The organism is Sphingobium quisquiliarum P25 (assembly GCF_000445065.1).
In the GTDB taxonomy this organism is placed as follows: domain Bacteria; phylum Pseudomonadota; class Alphaproteobacteria; order Sphingomonadales; family Sphingomonadaceae; genus Sphingobium; species Sphingobium quisquiliarum.
In genome coordinates this window covers 1-17,421 of sequence record NZ_ATHO01000023.1, presented here as the reverse complement: position 1 = coordinate 17,421, position 17,421 = coordinate 1, and the positions used below count along the sequence as shown (strand labels likewise).

At 63.7% G+C, this 17,421-nt stretch carries 16 protein-coding genes; 7 read left to right on the top strand and 9 right to left on the bottom strand.

Translation table 11 applies throughout. From position 1 onward, the window contains the following. From L288_RS25380 to L288_RS25355, 6 genes are read right to left on the bottom strand one after another with little or no spacing between them, the layout of a single operon-like run. Positions 1 to 624 (bottom strand): class I SAM-dependent methyltransferase, encoded by a 624-nt coding sequence (locus tag L288_RS25380; protein WP_031303880.1) that lies wholly within the window; start codon positions 622 to 624, stop codon positions 1 to 3. After that, on the bottom strand, positions 617 to 1,966 hold the full coding sequence (locus L288_RS25375) for an MBL fold metallo-hydrolase (protein WP_021236944.1): 1,350 nt from the start codon (positions 1,964 to 1,966) through the stop codon (positions 617 to 619). The genes L288_RS25380 and L288_RS25375 overlap by 8 nt, the downstream gene beginning before the upstream one ends. Positions 1,967 to 2,013: 47 nt before the next feature. After that, the gene (locus L288_RS25370) at positions 2,014 to 2,565 is read right to left on the bottom strand and encodes a DsrE family protein (RefSeq protein WP_021236943.1); all 552 of its coding nucleotides are present in this window, start codon (positions 2,563 to 2,565) and stop codon (positions 2,014 to 2,016) included. Next, positions 2,549 to 4,738, bottom strand: coding sequence for a protein-disulfide reductase DsbD family protein (locus L288_RS25365; RefSeq protein WP_021236942.1), 2,190 nt, complete (start codon positions 4,736 to 4,738; stop codon positions 2,549 to 2,551). Before L288_RS25365 ends, L288_RS25370 begins: the two co-directional genes overlap by 17 nt. Then, complete coding sequence (locus L288_RS25360) at positions 4,735 to 5,415, bottom strand: DsbA family protein (RefSeq protein ID WP_021236941.1); 681 nt, start codon at positions 5,413 to 5,415, stop codon at positions 4,735 to 4,737. The genes L288_RS25365 and L288_RS25360 overlap by 4 nt, the downstream gene beginning before the upstream one ends. A 1-nt stretch (position 5,416) precedes the next feature. After that, positions 5,417 to 6,214 (bottom strand): TlpA family protein disulfide reductase, encoded by a 798-nt coding sequence (locus tag L288_RS25355; RefSeq protein WP_021236940.1) that lies wholly within the window; start codon positions 6,212 to 6,214, stop codon positions 5,417 to 5,419. A gap of 85 nt (positions 6,215 to 6,299) precedes the next feature. Here L288_RS25355 and L288_RS25350 point away from each other — a divergent pair, with 85 nt between their 5' ends. From L288_RS25350 to L288_RS42955, 3 genes are all read left to right on the top strand, one after another. Then, positions 6,300 to 6,953 (top strand): winged helix-turn-helix domain-containing protein, encoded by a 654-nt coding sequence (locus L288_RS25350; protein WP_021236939.1) that lies wholly within the window; start codon positions 6,300 to 6,302, stop codon positions 6,951 to 6,953. After that, complete coding sequence (locus L288_RS25345) at positions 6,950 to 8,290, top strand: ATP-binding protein (protein WP_021236938.1); 1,341 nt, start codon at positions 6,950 to 6,952, stop codon at positions 8,288 to 8,290. The genes L288_RS25350 and L288_RS25345 overlap by 4 nt, the downstream gene beginning before the upstream one ends. Positions 8,291 to 8,611: 321 nt before the next feature. Continuing rightward, positions 8,612 to 8,857, top strand: coding sequence for a hypothetical protein (locus L288_RS42955; protein WP_161625642.1), 246 nt, complete (start codon positions 8,612 to 8,614; stop codon positions 8,855 to 8,857). A 193-nt stretch (positions 8,858 to 9,050) separates the two neighbouring features. On the opposite strand, the gene L288_RS25340 is transcribed toward L288_RS42955, so the two are convergent. Further along, the gene (locus tag L288_RS25340) at positions 9,051 to 9,548 is read right to left on the bottom strand and encodes a DoxX family protein (protein WP_031303876.1); all 498 of its coding nucleotides are present in this window, start codon (positions 9,546 to 9,548) and stop codon (positions 9,051 to 9,053) included. Between the two features lie 531 nt (positions 9,549 to 10,079). On the opposite strand from L288_RS25340, the gene L288_RS25335 reads away from it, so the two are divergent. Further along, positions 10,080 to 11,003, top strand: coding sequence for a hypothetical protein (locus tag L288_RS25335; RefSeq protein ID WP_021236935.1), 924 nt, complete (start codon positions 10,080 to 10,082; stop codon positions 11,001 to 11,003). On the opposite strand, the gene L288_RS25330 is transcribed toward L288_RS25335, so the two are convergent. Next, positions 11,004 to 12,068 (bottom strand): DUF4917 family protein, encoded by a 1,065-nt coding sequence (locus L288_RS25330; protein ID WP_021236934.1) that lies wholly within the window; start codon positions 12,066 to 12,068, stop codon positions 11,004 to 11,006. A 72-nt stretch (positions 12,069 to 12,140) separates the two neighbouring features. Continuing rightward, complete coding sequence (locus L288_RS25325) at positions 12,141 to 13,121, bottom strand: hypothetical protein (RefSeq protein ID WP_021236933.1); 981 nt, start codon at positions 13,119 to 13,121, stop codon at positions 12,141 to 12,143. Between the two features lie 642 nt (positions 13,122 to 13,763). On the opposite strand from L288_RS25325, the gene L288_RS25320 reads away from it, so the two are divergent. Genes L288_RS25320 through L288_RS25310 form a run of 3 tightly spaced genes read left to right on the top strand, consistent with a single transcriptional unit; the run spans position 13,764 to position 17,274 of the window. Next, entirely contained in the window at positions 13,764 to 14,102 is a 339-nt protein-coding gene (locus tag L288_RS25320; RefSeq protein WP_152522029.1) for a hypothetical protein, read from the top strand. Positions 14,103 to 14,105: 3 nt separating this feature from the next. Next, positions 14,106 to 14,918, top strand: coding sequence for a hypothetical protein (locus L288_RS25315; RefSeq protein WP_021236931.1), 813 nt, complete (start codon positions 14,106 to 14,108; stop codon positions 14,916 to 14,918). Positions 14,919 to 14,928: 10 nt separating this feature from the next. After that, positions 14,929 to 17,274: a Mu transposase C-terminal domain-containing protein gene (locus L288_RS25310; protein ID WP_021236930.1), complete on the top strand. Its 2,346-nt coding sequence runs from the start codon at positions 14,929 to 14,931 to the stop codon at positions 17,272 to 17,274. The last annotated feature ends 147 nt before the right edge of the window (positions 17,275 to 17,421 follow it).

Below are 17,421 nucleotides of genomic sequence, written 5' to 3'. Positions count from 1 at the left end.
TTACCCGCGCCGCCGCGCCACCAGATCGATCAGGGCGGACATGCCGCCGTGGCCGCTGCCTTCGCGAATATCGGCATCGTAGCTTTGCAGGGAAACAATATCCCACCCGGCAAAGGCTTCGCGCAGCATGTCTTCGGTATAGAGGTTGTCCTCCACTTTCGGCCCGCCGGTGCCATATTCCAGCTGTTCCGGGCGATAGCCCTCCAGCAGAAGAATGCCGCCGGGCCGCAAAGTTCTGGCAAAGCCGGCGAACATGTTGGTCCGCAATATGGGATCGGCAAATTGCACGAAGATCGCCACGACCGCATCAAATGCAGCCTCTGGCCAGTCGTAGGCGGCCAGATCGACCTGCTCCAGCGTCAAGGAAACGCCGCGCTGTTGCGCCAACCTGCGCGCCTTCGCGATCCCGGCGGCGGATATGTCGGTTGCGGTAACGTCCAGCCCCTGTTGGGCCAGATAGACCCCATTGCGCCCTTCCCCATCGGCCACGGCCAGCACCCGCCCGCCTCGCGGCAAACGCCCCGCTTCGCGCCGAAGGAAGGCATTCGGCTCCGTCCCGAAGACATAATCTTCCGAAGCAAAGCGGCTGTCCCAGAATGCGGCTGAATCCATGCGCTCAGTCATGCGCTGCCTTCCATGCGCCCATCGAACCAAGATAAATGTCGAGTTTCTCAAAACCCCGACTGGCCAACAAGCCCGCTGCCACGGTGGCGCGCATCCCGCTGGCGCACATCAGGGTGTAATGGCGATTCCTGTCCAGTTCCTGCCAACGATCATTGAGCTGGCCAACATAGATATGGTGCGATCCGTCGATGGCGGATTTGGCCCGTTCGTCTGCATCGCGCACATCCAGCAACGTCCACCCTTCAGCACCACCTAAGCGGTTTTCAACCTCGTCTGTGTCGATCAAGGGTGTTTGCTGCACAGCTACGCCTTTCGCGGCAGCAGGCACCATGCCGACATAGCCACCCACCACATTGTCCAGGGCGATCCGCACCAGATGTTCCAGTGCAGCGGCCAGTTGATCTTCATCTGAAGCGATCAGCGCGACGCTTTCCCCTTCGCGGATGAACCAGCCAGCAAAGGCAGAAATCATATCCACCGGCAGGCTCATCGCACCGGGCAGATGGCCCGAGGCATAGGCCATGGGTTCGCGGATATCGACCAGATGTTCCGCTTTGCAGTCCCTTAACTGCGCGAGCGAAAGGCGGCGGGGGCGCATCACCGGCGGCGGCGCACTGCCCCCTTCCGCATTCAGCCGTTCCATCAGCCGGAAATAGGGCGGTTGATAGTGGTTCTCGTTCACTTTCAACCGAATGAATTCGTCGCGATCCACAATCTGGAGGCGCGGGTTATTCAGCCGCTCATGCCCGATAGTGGAGAATTCGCGCTCGGCCATGCCTGATCCGCAGACCGAGCCGGCACCGTGCGCCGGATAGATGATGGCCTGATCGCCGAGCGCCAGCAGCTTGCGGAGGGAATCGAACAGCAGCCCGGCCACTTCCTCGCGCCGGTCGGGATAAAAATCGGTGCGGCCGACATCGCCAACGAACATGGCGTCGCCAGTGAACACGCCCACCGCCTTGTCCGGATAGGCGGTATCAAACAGCGCATAGGCCAGATGGTCATCAGTATGACCGGGTGTTTCCATGGCCCGGATTTCCAGTTGGCCGATGGCATAACAATCACCGTCGCGCGCCGTCGTCGCATAGACTATGGGCCGTTCCGGGTTCGGCCCATGCAGCACCTTTGCACCCGTCATGCCGGCGAGCACCGGCGCGCCAGATACAAGATCTTCGTTACGATGAGTCTCGAAGATATGCGTGATCTCAAGCCCTGCTTCACGCGCCTTTTCCAGGTAGATGGCGCAGTCGCGGCGTGGGTCGATCACTGCTGCCTGCCCGCCCGAGCCCACCAGATAGGACAGGTGGGAAAGGCCCGGCGTCTTGATCTTTTCGAGCAGCATAGTTCTCTCCTTCTGATATGGGTTTCGCGCCGCGACGACTGCTATTGTCAGTCTGAAACTAGCGGCCATCCCTGGCGTTGCAGGAGGGCCAGCGTCGTCATCGCGGACAGATCGAGAGTGACCGCCGGATCGATGTCCTCCCGCGCAATGCCCTGTCCAGCGGTGGCCTGGCCACAGACATGGATTTCAACGCCAGCCCGCTTGAGTGCGGCAATAAGCGGCGTGTTTGGGTTGGCGAACTTGAACCGCTTTTGATAAGCTTGGTCACGCAGAATAAGCGGTGTAGCTGGCCCGTGGATGATGACCTTGATATCGCCCGGTTTGGTGGACACGCCGCTTGATGCGAGCAGATTGAGATAGCGCGCGACCCTGTCAAGACTGCGGTTGACCCCTTTTGGCCCGCGCGCCTCGCCGGTGATTTCGAACAGAGCACGCATATCATCCGTCGCGGCGGGACGGTTGGCGACCTCCGCCATGGGCGCAATCGCGCCATAGTCCGCGACCGCCGGGTGCCTCGCAACCTGAGCGGATGCAGGTATACAAACCACCAATACGGCGGCGCCCCCCAGAAAGAGTAATTTGTTATAAATGCTCATCATCTGTGTTTCCTTCCGACTCATTGGCTAGCCCGATCAGCATCTCGCTGCCTAGCATCTGCGGCAGCTCCCGAACCGGGCGTTTTGGCGGCGCGAAGAGATAGTAAGGGATCGAATTGCGGCCGCGGCTGGCCAGGAAGCGCGTGATCTCTGGATCGCCCCGCGTCCAGTCGGCAACGAGCATCGTCACACCCGCCTTTGCGAATGCCGCTTGCGTGTCCGCCCGGTCGATCGCCGCTCGCTTGTTGACTTGGCAGACGAGACACCAGTCTGCTGTGAAATCGACAAAGACCGGTACGCCCTGCGCACGCAACTCAGCAAAGCGCGCTTCACTGAACACTTGTGGGCCGGTATCCGCCGGAGCCGTCGCGGCGGCCGGGCGCGGCAGCTCTATCGCGACCGCGACCAGCAGCGCCGCCATCACCGGTGCCAGCCCGACCATGGCGGAGCGCCCCCCGCTTTGCCGTAAACCCACCCACCATAATCCCAGCGCGGCCAGCGCGGCGATCAGCAGGCCCATCGCAAGCCCGTCCACGCCACTTTGCCGCCCCAGGACCCAGGCAAGCCCGATCGCGGTCAGCAGCATCGGAATGGCAAGAATGCGGCGGAAGGTTGCCATCCACGCGCCGGGTTTCGGCAGCCAGTGTTGAAGCCACGGCACGAAGGCGATCAACAGGAATGGGAGCGCCATACCAAGGCCCAGGCCTGCAAAGACCGCCAGCGCAGCTGGCACAGGCAGAACCAGTGCCGCGCCCAGCGCGACGCCCATGAAGGGGCCGCTACAGGGGGTCGCGATCAGCGCAGCAAGCGCACCGGTGCCAAACGCGCCGAGACCGCCTTTCTTCGTCATCCAATTGCCGGACAAAGAGGGGCCACTCACTTCGAACAGACCAGCCAGATTGAGCGCGATCGCCAGCGACAAGAGCATCAGGAGCAGGATCATCCTGGGATCCTGAAGCTGGAAAGACCAGCCAATGTCATGGCCCATCGCGCGGGCGCCGACCAATATCGCGCCCAGCGCCGTGGTCGTCGCTACGCTCCCGGCAAAATAGGCAAGCCCTTCCACTTTCGCGGTGTGCCGGTCAGCGCCCGACCGAGCGAGGCTCAGCGCCTTGAGCGACAGGATCGGGAACACGCAAGGCATCAGGTTGAGCAGCAGCCCGCCAAGGATCGCACCGGTAAGTGCAATTCTGAACGCGCGCGTGTCGGCTGGCGCGGCACGCTTAGAGCCCTGCGCCGGAGTGGGCTTCTCGGCAGCGTCGGGGAGAGCGGCCGCTGTGGAGGCTGGCGCCGACTGTGTTACAGGCGCCTCGGCACTCGGAGTTTCACGGGCACCCGAAGCCATCAACGCGAAACTGCGCTTACTATCCGCAAACACGCCGCGAAAATCTGAAGGCCTGGGCGCAGCATTGTCCGATGCGGCGACAGTCACGCGCCATCCACCTTCCCGTCGCACGACGGTCTGCGGCGCCGATGCCGCGAACCAGCCATCCTGAGCGGGAAACAGGCGCACCGACGATGCATCCAGCCTGGCTTCGCCATCAATGTCGAAGCGCCAGTCTCCACCCTGACGCCCGACCATCAGTTTAAGCCTGCCTTCCACCGGCAGTGCCGCCTTGGCGGCCCGGAAAACAGGCGCCGCAGCTGCATTGGTTGTTCCATCACCCGCCGTCAGCTGCAGATCGAACGTGGCGAGTTCGGGGACACACAGCGTGTCCGAACAGGCAAGCCATGAGAGGTTGACGCGCAGCGGGATGGCAGTGCCCGCAGCAACATCGTCGTTCAGGTTCATATTCGCAAGGAGCGTGAAAGCATCTTTGTGAACATAGCTTGCCAGCCCCGCGAGCTTGAGCAGGGTTGGTGCGGGATGGCGTAGGTCACCGATGGTCACGCCGTCCGGCGCGGTCCAGTTCGCCTCTACCGAGAGCCCGCTGTCGCCCGGATTTACCCAATAGCCATGCCAGCCAGTGCGTGGCACCATGCGGATAGCGATGCGCGTTGTCGTGCCGGGCTTTGGGGAACTGGATTCGACCAGCACCGACGCATCGATATTTGCCGTGCCCTGAGCGGCAACCGGTCCGGCGATGATACCAAGAAAGGCGGCCACGAACAGCGCGAAAAGCCTTACCGCAAGACGCGGTGGTCGATCGATCATCGTGCCGACCGACGTTGTCATTGTGACGCAGTTCCGTTCGGGTCGCGCCGCGCAAGCGCCACTGCCTCACGCAAGCCGCCCAGATCAGTGCCGCCGGGGATGAGATAGGGGCCGATCAGCATAGCGGGGGTTCCCTGAAGACCCAGCATCGCGGCGTAGCGGCCATTACGATCCAGCACACCGTCGATCTCCGCTTTGTGCGCTGTGAGGTCGGCCTGCAGTTTCGTCCAATCCACGCCTGCCTTGGCTGCTGCGGAGCGGATACTCGCCGAACTAAGCTTGCCGGTCGTCTTCATCAGGGCATCGTTGAACGCGGCATGCTTGCCCTGCCATTTGGAGGCGATGGCCGCCCGCGCGGCCTCGGTGGACGCGGCGCCGAAGACCGGCCAGTCGCGAAAGACCAGTTTCACCTTGGGATCTTGGTTCACCAGCGCTTCGAGAGACGGGTGAAGCTTGCGACAAAAGGGACATTGATAGTCGGAGAAAACCACGACAGTGACATCATACCCCTGCGGCACGATGGCCGGGGCAACAGGATCGTTCTGAATCTGCGAGCGAATACGCAGCGCGTCGGCGCTGGGCGTGTCGCTCGACGACTGGCGCGCTTGCGCCGGGTCGGCCTCACCGCTCCAAAGCGCTACGCCGCCAGCGAGAAGCGCGGCCATGCCGATGCCAGCCACGATCGGGAGTTTCTTCATCTTATTGGGTCCTTTGCAGATCACGCATCCCGGCGGTCAGCGCCGCCCGGGATATCTCGCCGACATGGAGGCCGGCAATTTCGCCCGCCTCGTTGACGAATAGGGTGGTTGGAAGCGCAGCGGATGCGACTGCCTGGCCCAACCCGCCCCCGGGATCGGTCAGGATTGCTCCATCGGCCAGTCCTTGCTTGGCCAGAAACGCACGGATCGCCGTGGCGTCCTCACCCTGATTGACGAGCAGGACAGGAACCTTGGAACTCTGCGCCACGTCGATCAGCATCGGCATTTCGCGGCGGCACGGCGGACACCAGGTGGCCCACAGGTTGATGACCATCGGGCGGCCCGGCATGCCCAGTTCCAACGATCGGCCTTTGAGGTCAGTCACTGTCAGGCGTGGCATCGGCCGTACGTCCGGTGCAATCAGCGTGGCTGCGGCGAGATGAAACGCAAAGAGACCGGCGACCGTAGCGATCATTGCGAGGCCTGCAGGTTTACGCCTCAGCATGCCCCCAATGACGACGACCGCCGCGGCGGCGCCTACCCAGACTGAAAAACCGCCCTGCCAGATTGCAAACATGGTCCAGGGCTCGGCAGTGAAGGCATCGAGATTGCCAAGGATAAAGCCGATGCGCGCTGCTAGCAGTCCGGCCAGCAAAGCCATCCATCCCGCTCGCATTGCCGCACTATCCAGCCGAGCCGCTATAACGCCCGCAATTGCCAGAAACGCCCAGATCACGGCAATAGCGATCAAACGGTCTGTAGCCATGGCAAGTGGGCCGATCTGTATGACGCCATCCATGGGGGTCCTCCTTGCCGCCTTTTCTTAAGGCAGGCTTAGCATCCGGCTTAAGGCAGCGATAAGGTGGGCAGGGAAAGGAGCAGACATGCGGATACTGCTTGTCGAAGATGATGACGTGCTGCGCGACGGTATCGTGGCCGGGCTAGGCCTTGACGGGTTCGAGGTCGATGCAGTCGCCTGTCTTGCCGACGCACGCGCCGCGATCGGCGATCATGCTGGCGTCGTGCTCGACATCGGCCTGCCTGATGGTTCCGGCCTCGACCTGCTGGCTGAATGGCGACGGGCCGGTATGGAAACACCGGTGCTGCTACTGACGGCGCGCAACATGGTCACGGATCGTGTCGACGGACTCGATCGCGGTGCGGATGATTATCTGGGCAAGCCCTTCGACCTTACCGAACTGTCGGCCCGCCTGCGCGCGATCATGCGGCGGGCCAGCGGGCGGGCAAGCGGCCATCTGGAACTGGGTGCGTTGACAATCAGCGAAGCCTGTAGATCGGTGGCCTTGGACGGCGAGGAAATTAGCGTCTCTCGCCGGGAGTTTGCGATCCTGCATGCTTTGGCCGAGCGCCCGGGGCACGTCCTGTCGCGCAGCCAATTGGAAGATCGAATCTACGGCTGGCAGGAAGAAATCGAAAGCAACGCGGTGGAAGTCCACATCCACAAGCTCCGCGCCAAACTCGGCCGGAGTCGCATCGAAACGGTGCGTGGTGAGGGTTACCGGATTACACGATCATGACCGCCTTGCGAATCCGCCTATTCGTCCTCGTCCTCGGCGTGACCGTGATGGTCTGGGCGGGGGCGGCGGGCTGGACGAGTTTTTCCACGAGGGCTGAAATAGAGCGGGTGCTGGATCGCCGGTTGGTGGAGGCGGCACGGATGGTCGCTGCGCTCGACATTCCCGCCAGCGGTCCGGCGCGGCGACTAACACCGGCACCTTATTCCCGACAATTGTCCTGCCAGATCTGGTCGCTGAACGGCGCCCTGGTCGGCCAGTCAGCCGGAGCGCCCGATGCACCGTTGGCTGGGCGCGCGCCCGGCTTTTCCAGTCGGCAGATCGGGAATGAACAGTGGCGCGTCTATACGCATGTCGACACAGCGCGTGGGATCAGGGTGATGGTCGGCGACAGCCTGGCGGTCCGCCAGCATCTGGTCAGTGATCTGATGCTGGGCTTGCTGTTGCCCGCAGCAGTCGGGCTCATTGCGCTCGCGCTGCTGCTCTGGTTTGGCGTCAGGAGCGGTCTTTCCCCGCTGGGGCGCATCGCGCGCGCCATCGAGCAGCGTTCGCCCCACAGCCTTGAACCGCTCGCCGTGGACCCTGTACCCGAAGAGCTGCGGCCCTTGGTGCAGGCAATGGACGATCTGCTCGCCAGACTTGAAGGGGCCAGACGAGCAGAGCGCGACTTCGTGGCCAACGCCGCGCACGAGCTTCAGACGCCGCTCGCTGGTCTGAAAACCCAGGCGGAAGTGGCCCGTCGCGCCACGGACCCGGCCATGCGCGATCATGCGCTGGAGCGGATCGCTATCTCCGTGGATCGCACCAGCCGATTGGTACGTCAGCTGCTGGAACTGGCCCGTCAGGAGGGGCGAGAGGCTGAACCAGCCAATCGCTTCTCCCGCGTGCGTGACGTGGTGAACGGTGTAACCAGCGACTATGCGCATCTCGCCGCGACGAGTGATCGGCCAATCGTCACCGCCTGTACGCTGCGCGATGTCGAACTTGCCATTGATGCCGAAGCGCTTCGCCTGGCGCTGGGCAATCTGGTGGAGAACGCTCTGCACCATGGAAGCACCGGCCCGGTGCGGATCGAGTGCGCCGCCAGCAATGGATTGGAACTGCGTGTCATCGATGGTGGCGCAGGTATCGCGGCGGAAGAGGTTGAACGTGTGCGTCACAGGTTCGAACGTGGCCCTCGCGCCATGTCGGGCGGCACCGGGCTGGGCCTTTCGATCGTCGAGGCAGCGATCGCTCCTGCCGAAGGCATGCTGGAATTCTGTTCGCATGATGCTGGCTTTGCCGCAGTGCTGCGGTTTCCATCGCAGCGTGTACGGTCATCGACCAATCAAGATAGTTAACGCCATAGTACAATCGGTCGGTCTTGTCGCTGTGCAAAGCACCGAGTCTTCACGGATTTACTAATGACCTTTCGGCGGCAGGCGACCAAGATAGGCCGTTCACAGAGAACCGGATGAATGGCGGCCCATGCCAAATCCTGCCGTTCATCCAAACCTGGAATCCCGCTCCGATGAACGAAACTGGAAGCCCGGTTTGTTCCCGGGTTCGCCAATGTCATCGGCGACAGCGTCGTCGGTTCCTTGCGAGAACGCCATCGAACAGATGGATGGACCCCTTGAACAGTCTGGCGCCGCAGAAGAGCTGCGTCATGCATGGGGTCGATGGCTGCTGTGGTCACCTCAGGCAGCCATCCTTGCCGTACACTGGAACATCTCTTCCGCTCGGTCGAGGAAGGGCTTGAGCTTCAGGATCAGTGTCTCCACCTCGCCCAGATCGGAACAGAATTCATTCACTATGGATCTGAGTCTCTTGAGCTCGCTTTTCTGTTATCCGGACATGATCTTGCCGGAACCGAGCAGGTCATCGCCAGCCTGCACGAACCGGCGGGATGTGATTTAGTCAAATAGCAGCTCAATTGTGCGATAGGTGCGAAGAAACTGCTCTCGATGACCCGTCGCTCTGGTCAGTAGCCAGAACGAGTGCACGTGGTGAGGCGGTCGGCGCGACGATGCCTTTGCGCGCTTGATGTCCGTCACGTTGCCGAACCCATCGGGCGACGAGCTTCCGTGGTGAAAGCCAACCCAGGAGGGAAAGCGCGGCTCAAGGCTGACGGCCCGTGCCAAACCAACGTCGATCCAATGACCATGGGCCTGCCCCGACAATCAACAGATACAGACAGCCCAGGAGCATCGTCAGGTCGGCGCGCGCCTCATGCTGCGCGCTCCAGAAACCATAGCGCTTGAAGTCGGGCAGGCTGAACGGGCCGAACCCGTGCCCCAGAAGGATCGGAAGCTTGGTCGCGACCAGCGCCACGAGCATTGTGACGATCAGCGGAATAGTTGCCCATCTTGTGAACAGCCCGAGGATGACAAGCGCCCCGCAGGCCAGTTCCACCACGCCCACAAATGGACCCATGACCTCGGGGGCGGGGATGCCGATCCTGGCAAAACGGCCCGCGCCCAGAATTGCGGGAAAGATAAGCTTCTGGATGCCTTCGGGAAAAAACACGACCAGCCCCACTGCGAGGCGGATCAGGATCGTCCAGGCGCTGGCATTGCTGTCTACCATCTGGCGGTGCAACGACACTTTTGCTTTCATCGCTAACTTCCCCTGATTGCAGGTCGTGTCGGCACGGCCGATCGCTTGGTTCGCCAGTCAGACTGTGGAGCAGCCTCGCCCCGGCCCGCAGCTAGACGGTCAACCGGTGGGCAAAGCGGCCGTAAAACGCTCAGCTGCCGCGCGCCGTGATAGGCCCCCGTCAACCGCCGCAATCACCCGCGAACGTAAATCCTCTGAGATGGACTTCGTCATGCCAGGCTGGCCTCCTTGTCCAGCTGACATCTTGAATCAGATTTTCCAACGAAAAGGAATCGTCCAGATTCAGTTAGGTCGGATTATGCTCTAGCGCACCGACCTTAACAGGGCGTTGCCCCGACGACATGCCGTGCACCGGCATGATGGTCTGCGCGCCGTCGCTGCGTCCGGACGCGTCTCATCCCTACCCGATCCGCAGCACATCCGCGCGCTCGACCTGAGCACACCGCGCGCTGGACGACCAGTGACGGCGTCCCTCGCCGATCCGGCACACGCTTCCTTGAAATGACGGAGATTTCCGAAGGAGACATTGAGATGGAAAAGGACATTGATTTGTCGGGCGTCGATCCCGCGCGCTGGCCGGAAATCCGCCGGCGTGCGGCGCTCCTCGACGAATTCGTCGGCCTGACCGGCCGCCCGGTCGGGCTTCGTCAGGAATATGCTGACCGCATGGGAATGTCGCTCTCCCACTTCATGCAGGTCGTGAAGATCTGGCGGGGCGGCCGATCCGCCGCGGCGATCCCCGGCGCCCGCTCGAAGGTGGGCGTGGCCAAGCGGCGCAGGCTCCCCGCGCGCACCGTCGAGATGGTGCAGGGCACGATCCGCGACCTCGGACCCATGGCCCGCCGCGTCGCCGTGATCGCCGAGGTCGGACGCCGTGCCGAAGCGATGGGCATCGACCGACCCTCGAACACGATGGTCACGAAACTCCTGTCCGAGGCGCGTGCCGACATGACTGGCCCAGCCGACTTCGAGCCGGAGATCCTAATCGACGAGTGCTCGCTCAAGCTGCCGGTGGTGAGCGGCGAGAGCGTGATCATGCCCCGCGTGCTCATGGCAGTGCGGCTGCCAGAGCGCGAGATCCTCGACGTGGAGGTCAGCTTCGACCCTGACGTGGCCCCGTCCGCCGAAATCCTGGCGGAAAGACTCACGACTGGCATGGACGCCGCCGCTCGGGAGCTGCCGATGCGGGCACCCCACCTAGAACCGGCCATCGGCATGGCGATCGGTGCCGAGACGGGCCCGCGCACCGGCGCCCCGACCCTCAACCGGGTGCTCGGCACCAAGGTCGGTGACATCGGCGTCGTGTATCAGCTGAGCAAGGTGCGCGCATCCGACAGCCTGCTGAGCGCGCGGCATAGTCGCGGCATCGGCCCCGTCGACTCGATCGATGCGATCAGGCGCGCCGTCGCGGCCCACAACGACAAGGTCGCCGGCCGCGCCGACGCCGAGGCCTGATCAGCCCCACACGTGCGCGGTCTCGGCGTCGTAGAACTCGACCTCCAGCGGCCACCGGTCGTTGCGCAGGCTCTTTAGCCAGTTCGCGCGCGCCGTGATCTCCAGGTTCCATGCCTCCATCTGATCGCCGTAGAGGCCGACGTACAGCTTCTTAAATCTGCCGCGTCCGATGCGGGTGAGGATGTGATCGTCGTTCGCCGCCAGCGAATGACCGAAGATGAACCAGCAGTGCCTGCCCTGCGTCACGTTGGCGGTGAACTGCTTCAGCCCCTGATAGAGATAAGCGTTGTGCCTGATCTTGGCCTTCTTCTGCGCGCTGGTGCCCTCCGCCACGAACAGCGGAAACTTGTTTCCGGCAAGTGCGGCGCGGGCCTGGTTGATCAGGGGCACCCCCTTGCGCACCCAGGTGTACTTCAGAAGGTCCTTTCCGGAGTCGAAAAGGTGCAGCGCCCCGTGTAGGAACATGACGCTGGCGCTGTGCGCGTTCGTCTCCCCCTGCCACACGACATATTCCGCATCCGGCTCGTCCTCGTCGTTCCCGAAGCCGTCGTTCTTGGCGAGATCGACGGCCGCGCCGAAGAAGGGATCCTCATGCATCAGCGTCCAGTACAGAAGCAGGTCGTAGTTGAGGGTGAAGACGCAACCGGCCGTCTCGCCCGACAGAAAGTGGGAAAGGAACCGGCGGCAGGCGTCGAACTTGTCGTCGGGTATATCGGTCGGGATGTGAGGGTGGTTGCCCGCTATGGTCTGGACCAGGATCTCCTTCAGCATCGCGGCATGTTCAAGCATCTTCTGCGGCGCCGCTCCGCCGTCCGCCACATAGGCGGGCAGGATGGTCGCCGAACTCTCGAGCGTGCGGATCACCGCCTCGAAGTCGTTGGTGCCAAGGGCCGCGAAGACCTGTTCGAGCTCGTGTGCCGCCGAGAAGTCGGCCTGATCGTAGAGCGACCCGTAGTGGAAGATGTCAGCCCGGCACGCGATGCTGAAGCCGTTGCCGAGCAGCAGGTGCCGCTTACTGAACTGCTTGGAGTCCTCGATCGCCTCGTCGAACGTCATCACCGCCATTTCCCCCACACTTCTTATATACGCGTGACGCGCCCGCACGCACGGCACGCCCGCGCGTGAGCATCCGCGCGCCTACGCGCGCGCGAAGAACTCCAGAATGCGGACCGTTTCCGGCGCCGGCCTGGGCGAACCGGTAGCCGTGCTCTCCGCCATGACCTGCGCGTTGTGTCGTGCGATCTCTATCTCGATCGCGGTGGTGGCTGCCTCGTTAGTGTATGCGTCGCCCTCGCTGACGGCGGCGTCGTCCTTCACGCCGGTCCTACCGGGCCAGATCTTCATGCCACCCAGCTTCGTGCCAGCGACGATCTTGAAGTAGCGCCCAAAGCGGCGCGGGGCTTCAACCAGCTCGAAGACCGGGCCGATGGGATCGGCCACATAGGCCGCATGGACCGCCGCCCATGCCTGCGCATCCTCGCCCACGATGACGTCGACGCGCGTGGTGCCGTCGGACCACGGCAGTGCCTGCGCGTCCCGGCGGCCGATCCGGTCGAGTGCATCGCGCGCCGCTCGGCGGTACGCCGCCAGGCTGTCCTCGATGCGGCCGACGCTGAACCCTAGGATGAGGCGAGACGTCCGATCGACCACGCCGAAGACGACGTGGTGCGTGCCATCCTCGCGCAGCAGGTCGCAGCCCACCGCGTCGAAGCCGGGCCGGCTGCCGACCTGCTCCTCCGCCCGCAGCCGCCGCTTCTCGCGCTCCACCATCTTCCGCAGTGTGTTGAGGTGCGGAAGACTGACCCCCTGCAGGGCAGGCTCACGGGACAGGAGTTCAACGATGAAGGCGACCTTGCCGTCCTTGTACCTGGATACCAGTCTGGGCAGGACGGACTGAATAGCATTAACGACCTCGCCGTCCAGCCGTTCGCCCGTACGTCCTGGCTTCTTCCCAAAGGTGCCGACCGACCCGATCGAGGGATCGGCCTTCCAGGCGTTGACGATCTCATAGAATCGGCTGACCGCCGCGCCGGCCTTCTGGGCGGCCTCCGCCGGCGTCAGCTCGCCGGGCTCCTCGGTCCACCGACGGAGCACCAAAATGCGGTCCAGCGTCTTCATCCGCCGGTCCGTAGGCATTCTCGCCCACACCCGGAGTTCGTCCTCGCGGGGGGGGCGCCCTAGCGCCTCCCGCAGCTGCCCGCCCGGGTCAAGCCGGGTCTCCTCACCGAACAGCGCACCGCTGCTCCCAATCTCGCCTTTATCGCTCACGGATCAAATCTACCGAAGTTCCATACTTACTACAACGTTTATCAAAACGACCGCGTTTGCATATAAAATACTCCTATATGTCGATCCGGGCATTCGCGGCCATCCGCCCTGAATACGTAAGACGATCAGCAACAGGACGGCGCGGAGCAGGGCTGCGCCGCGACGCCGTTCTGGAAGTGCAAGCGGCGGGAAGCGCTTGGCACGCTCAGCCTCAAGCGAACAAGCGCGGCCGCGTGGTGACGGTGACGGCCGCTGAGCGGGCTATCTCGTCGAACCGAACACCCGTTCCACGCCTACCCTCGCCTTCTGCTTCGACCAGCCCTTCGAACAGGAACGGCACCAAACGGTGCTTAAAAAGGCGCCATTTCCTTTTCTTTAGAACGATACAGCAAGAATACTTCAATGTATCGTACTTTTTCCTTGTGCGAATCGGATCCCATTCCTAAGTGGGCATCTCGAACATAGATGTATTTTCTCTGTGAAGGATTGCCCATGAGCCTGCCCCCCGTTTTGATGAGCCCCGAAGAGATCCGCCGCGCCGCCACCTGGCGTCGTGGAAACGGTCGACCTGCTGCGCGCCGTCACCGCAGCACAGCCACAGCAGCCATGATGCATAAGCGCCGTACCGAGGCGCGCGCATACATCTGCATCCTCATGGACCGTCTTCTCGTTCCAAACGACGCTTCGAAGATCGAAGCTGCGCTCGACCGCTTCTGGAAGCGCTCCATGGCGGAGCTGTGGGGGCCGCGTCCGTCGGCACGCACCGTCATCCGCTGGCGCGTGATGCGCGCGATCGAACTCGCGGCCAAGCGGTCTCGGAAGGAGGGCTGAGCCTTGGCAACCCGCACCTCGGCGGTGGAACTCGCCGCCCATGGCCTGGTCCATCCGAAGCAGCGGCTTCGGGTGGTCGAGGCCGGCGGCGACGCGGCCGCCCTGTCGCGTCCCGCAGCTATCATCCACGTCGCTTCCGACGGTGGGCCGCTGCGCACCATCGTCGGCGACAACCACCGCCACTTCGTAGGCGAAGAGCCTTCTCAGAAGACCGGCTTCTCCAATCCCTACGAGGGCGCGACCGAATACGCCCTCATCCAGGAGAGCGAGCTGCGCGCGGATGTTCTCAAGTACAGGACGCAGGCTTATCGCATCAGCTACATCCACATGGGCCACCGTGAGCAGTGGATCTGCGACCACCTGCGCCACATTCGGGTGAACGGCGTCGACGTCGTTGAGGCCATCGAGTGCAAGCCTAACATGTCTTATCTAGGCGACGTTGCCGAGCGGTCCCGCTTCAACACGCTCGCCCGCATCCTCGCGGGCCTCGGGCAGAAGTTCCGCGTTGTCTACGAGGACGGGGTAAAGGGCGGCGGCGAGCGGCAGCTCAACTTCGGCCAAATCTACACTCACCGCACCGTCCATGTGCCCCACGACGCGATGGACCGCTTCGAGCGGCTGGTGCTCGACACGCCCGACCTGGCCTTCGGCGCCCTAGCCGAGGCGCTCCACCCCTCCCGCGTGAAGGGCGAGTCCATGGCCCACGCCCTCATCTGCCTCGGCCGCGTCTCGATCGATCTCGACCACTACCTGTTCGGCGGGTCGCCCGTCCGGCTGCTGCCGGAACCCGAGTTCACCTCCCTGATCGACTTCTGAAGGACCCGCGTTGAGCCAGCTGTCACAACTCAAGTTTGCCGAATTCGCCTACCGGGGTCGCCTATGCGTCTACCTCGGAATGACGGACGACCGCTGCCTGTTCAGGTCCGGAGACGGTTGGACCCTCGAGGTGCCCGATACCGACACCGGCATGCCGGTCTGGCCGACCGAGGCCCAGGTTCTTGTGCTTCTGGCGTCAATGGATCTCATCGTGCGCGCCAAGCCGCTCGACGATCCCATCCGCCAGCGCGCACGCCGCCTGGAACGGACACGCCAGCAGCTTATCGACGCTACCGTCAAGGACGGCAGCAAGCGCAAGCGGGACCACCGGTTCACCCTGCGCGAGCGCGTCTGTGAAGAGTGGCGGGACATAGATGGCCGCTGCAAACTGCACGCCAAGGCCATCAACGGGTGGCTTGACGACAGGATCGGCCTCGAAGTCATAAAGAAGGAATATGGCCGCGTGCCGGGCGCGACGACCTTCGTCCGCTGGATCAAGACGCGCTACCGCGGGCGCGACCAGCGTCCGGCCGACAACGCGTCCGAAAGCGGCGTCGTCCCCCGCAAGCGCCGCATCCACGTCATGGCGCTCGCCATCATCCAGCATTGGGCCAACGAGTGCCAGAAGCGCCCGGACCAGTACGGGAACTCCTACTTCCGCAAGGCGAAGGACGACATCGAGCGTTACAAGAAGGGCCAGGCGCTCGAACTCCACAATTTCGAGGACCGCGAGCTCCAGCGTCCGGATAACATCGACGACGTAAAGATGTGCTGCCGCCGCATCTTCCAGATGGAGGTCCAGCGCGCCAAGGGTGCGCAGGCCATGCAGGTCGCCTTCGGAAACGCCGCCCGCAACCAGCGCTTCGGCGGCGGCGGTCCTGCCCAGGAGCCCACCCGCTACCTCGAATACGTCCAGATCGACGACACGCCGTTCCCGCTGATGCTGGTGTATGATCCGATACGGCGGCTCGTCGTCGGCACCCCCACCGTCACCATCGCGGTGTGCGTCTACACCCGCGTCATCGTCGGATGGGACATCTCGTTCGATCCGCCCTGCCACGCCACTTTCATGCGGACGCTGCTGCATTCCGCGCTCCCCAAGGCCATCCCCTCCAGCTTCTCCGGCATCAGCGAGCTCGCGCTCCTGTGCGGCAAAGCCGGCATGTACATGGTCGACAACGCCAAGCACCAGGCGGCCCGCGCCGCGCAGGACGCCGGCGGCGACATCGGCACCGGCGTACGCTGGGCCGGCGCGAAGCAGCCGACGCACAAGGGCGTTGTCGAAGCCACGCTCGGGGCCCTCCAGAAAATGATTCGCGAGAAGCTGCCCGGCTGTACCTGGGCCATCCCGCTCATGCGCGAGTTCGATTACAATCCTGCCGAGGTCGCGGTCGTCACCATCGCGAAGTTCCGCGAAGTCTTCGCCGAGGTGGTGGCGTACTACCACACCCACGGCCACTCCGGGCTCACCGACCGTCCCCCGCTCGAGGTTTGGATCGAGCAGGTGACTGAGCACGGCCGGGACTGGGTCCGCGATCCCGACCACTTCCAGCGCGCCGTCGGCCGCTACGACGAGGTCCAGTTCCGCGGTGATGGCTTCCGGATCAAAGAGGGTTTGCGCTACGGCACCAATGGGACCGACGATCGCTTCCCACAGTCGAACGAGACCTTCCTCTACCACTTCGCCCTCGCGCGCGGCACCGTCGCGCAGACCAAGAAGCGCACGTTCGACGAGGTGAAGGTCAAGTACGACCCCAATGACCTCAGCCAGGCGTGGGTCTTCGACGAGCACACCGAGGAGTACGTCGCGGTTCCGTGCACGACGCGCCGCTATTCCGAGAACCTGCCGCTCTGGCTCCACGAACGGGTCAAGGCCTACGCCAAGGCGCAGGGTCTCGCCTTCGAGGAGGACAACGAGATGCTCCACGTCCGCGAGGAGTATTCGAAGATGGTCGCCCGCCACGTGCCCGAGGCCGACTTCGCCGACCGCCGGGCGGCCGCGCGCCTCAAGGATACCGAGGAGGCTCAGACCTATCTGGGCGACACCGCGGAACTCCTGCGCATCAAGTCGTCGCCCACCGGAATGGAGTCCGTCGTCGAGCACGATGTCCGTACCTCAACGCGCCGCGACGCCAAGCGCCGCATGCCGCGTAGCGCGGCCGGCGGAGCAAAGGGCAGCCGCGCCAGGCGTGGCGGCAAGGGCGGCAGGGGCAGCGCCAACTCCCGCGATCGCCGCGACGCGCCGCACAGCACGCCGGCGCCGGAGCTGACCGTCGCCGAGCAGAATCGCAGGGACGCCACCTACGGCGCCCGCCGGAGCGACCCCTCCTGGGACGACGGCAGCTACGGCTCCTGATCCCAGTCCGCCACCACCACTCAGTTTTACCACCGAAGGAGACTGCCCATGACGAACCCCGCACCCAAGCCTGAAAAAGACGAGACCGAGAACTTGCCCAAGGCCCGCAAGGCCGCCCCGCGCCACAAGCGCGCAGCCGCTCCGCGC

Bases quoted from the DNA above. Each gene is read 5' to 3' on its own strand.
- L288_RS25345 (WP_021236938.1), top strand. From the start codon at position 6,950: ATGACCGCCTTGCGAATCCGCCTATTCGTCCTCGTCCTCGGCGTGACC.
- L288_RS25320 (WP_152522029.1), top strand. From the start codon at position 13,764: ATGAGCCTGCCCCCCGTTTTGATGAGCCCCGAAGAGATCCGCCGCGCC.
- L288_RS25340 (WP_031303876.1), bottom strand. From the start codon at position 9,548: ATGAAAGCAAAAGTGTCGTTGCACCGCCAGATGGTAGACAGCAATGCC.
- L288_RS25355 (WP_021236940.1), bottom strand. From the start codon at position 6,214: ATGGATGGCGTCATACAGATCGGCCCACTTGCCATGGCTACAGACCGT.
- L288_RS25375 (WP_021236944.1), bottom strand. From the start codon at position 1,966: ATGCTGCTCGAAAAGATCAAGACGCCGGGCCTTTCCCACCTGTCCTAT.
- L288_RS25365 (WP_021236942.1), bottom strand. From the start codon at position 4,738: ATGACAACGTCGGTCGGCACGATGATCGATCGACCACCGCGTCTTGCG.
- L288_RS25350 (WP_021236939.1), top strand. From the start codon at position 6,300: ATGCGGATACTGCTTGTCGAAGATGATGACGTGCTGCGCGACGGTATC.
- L288_RS42955 (WP_161625642.1), top strand. From the start codon at position 8,612: ATGGCTGCTGTGGTCACCTCAGGCAGCCATCCTTGCCGTACACTGGAA.
- L288_RS25330 (WP_021236934.1), bottom strand. From the start codon at position 12,068: ATGGCGGTGATGACGTTCGACGAGGCGATCGAGGACTCCAAGCAGTTC.
- L288_RS25360 (WP_021236941.1), bottom strand. From the start codon at position 5,415: ATGAAGAAACTCCCGATCGTGGCTGGCATCGGCATGGCCGCGCTTCTC.
- L288_RS25325 (WP_021236933.1), bottom strand. From the start codon at position 13,121: ATGAAGACGCTGGACCGCATTTTGGTGCTCCGTCGGTGGACCGAGGAG.
- L288_RS25335 (WP_021236935.1), top strand. From the start codon at position 10,080: ATGGAAAAGGACATTGATTTGTCGGGCGTCGATCCCGCGCGCTGGCCG.
- L288_RS25380 (WP_031303880.1), bottom strand. From the start codon at position 624: ATGACTGAGCGCATGGATTCAGCCGCATTCTGGGACAGCCGCTTTGCT.
- L288_RS25370 (WP_021236943.1), bottom strand. From the start codon at position 2,565: ATGATGAGCATTTATAACAAATTACTCTTTCTGGGGGGCGCCGCCGTA.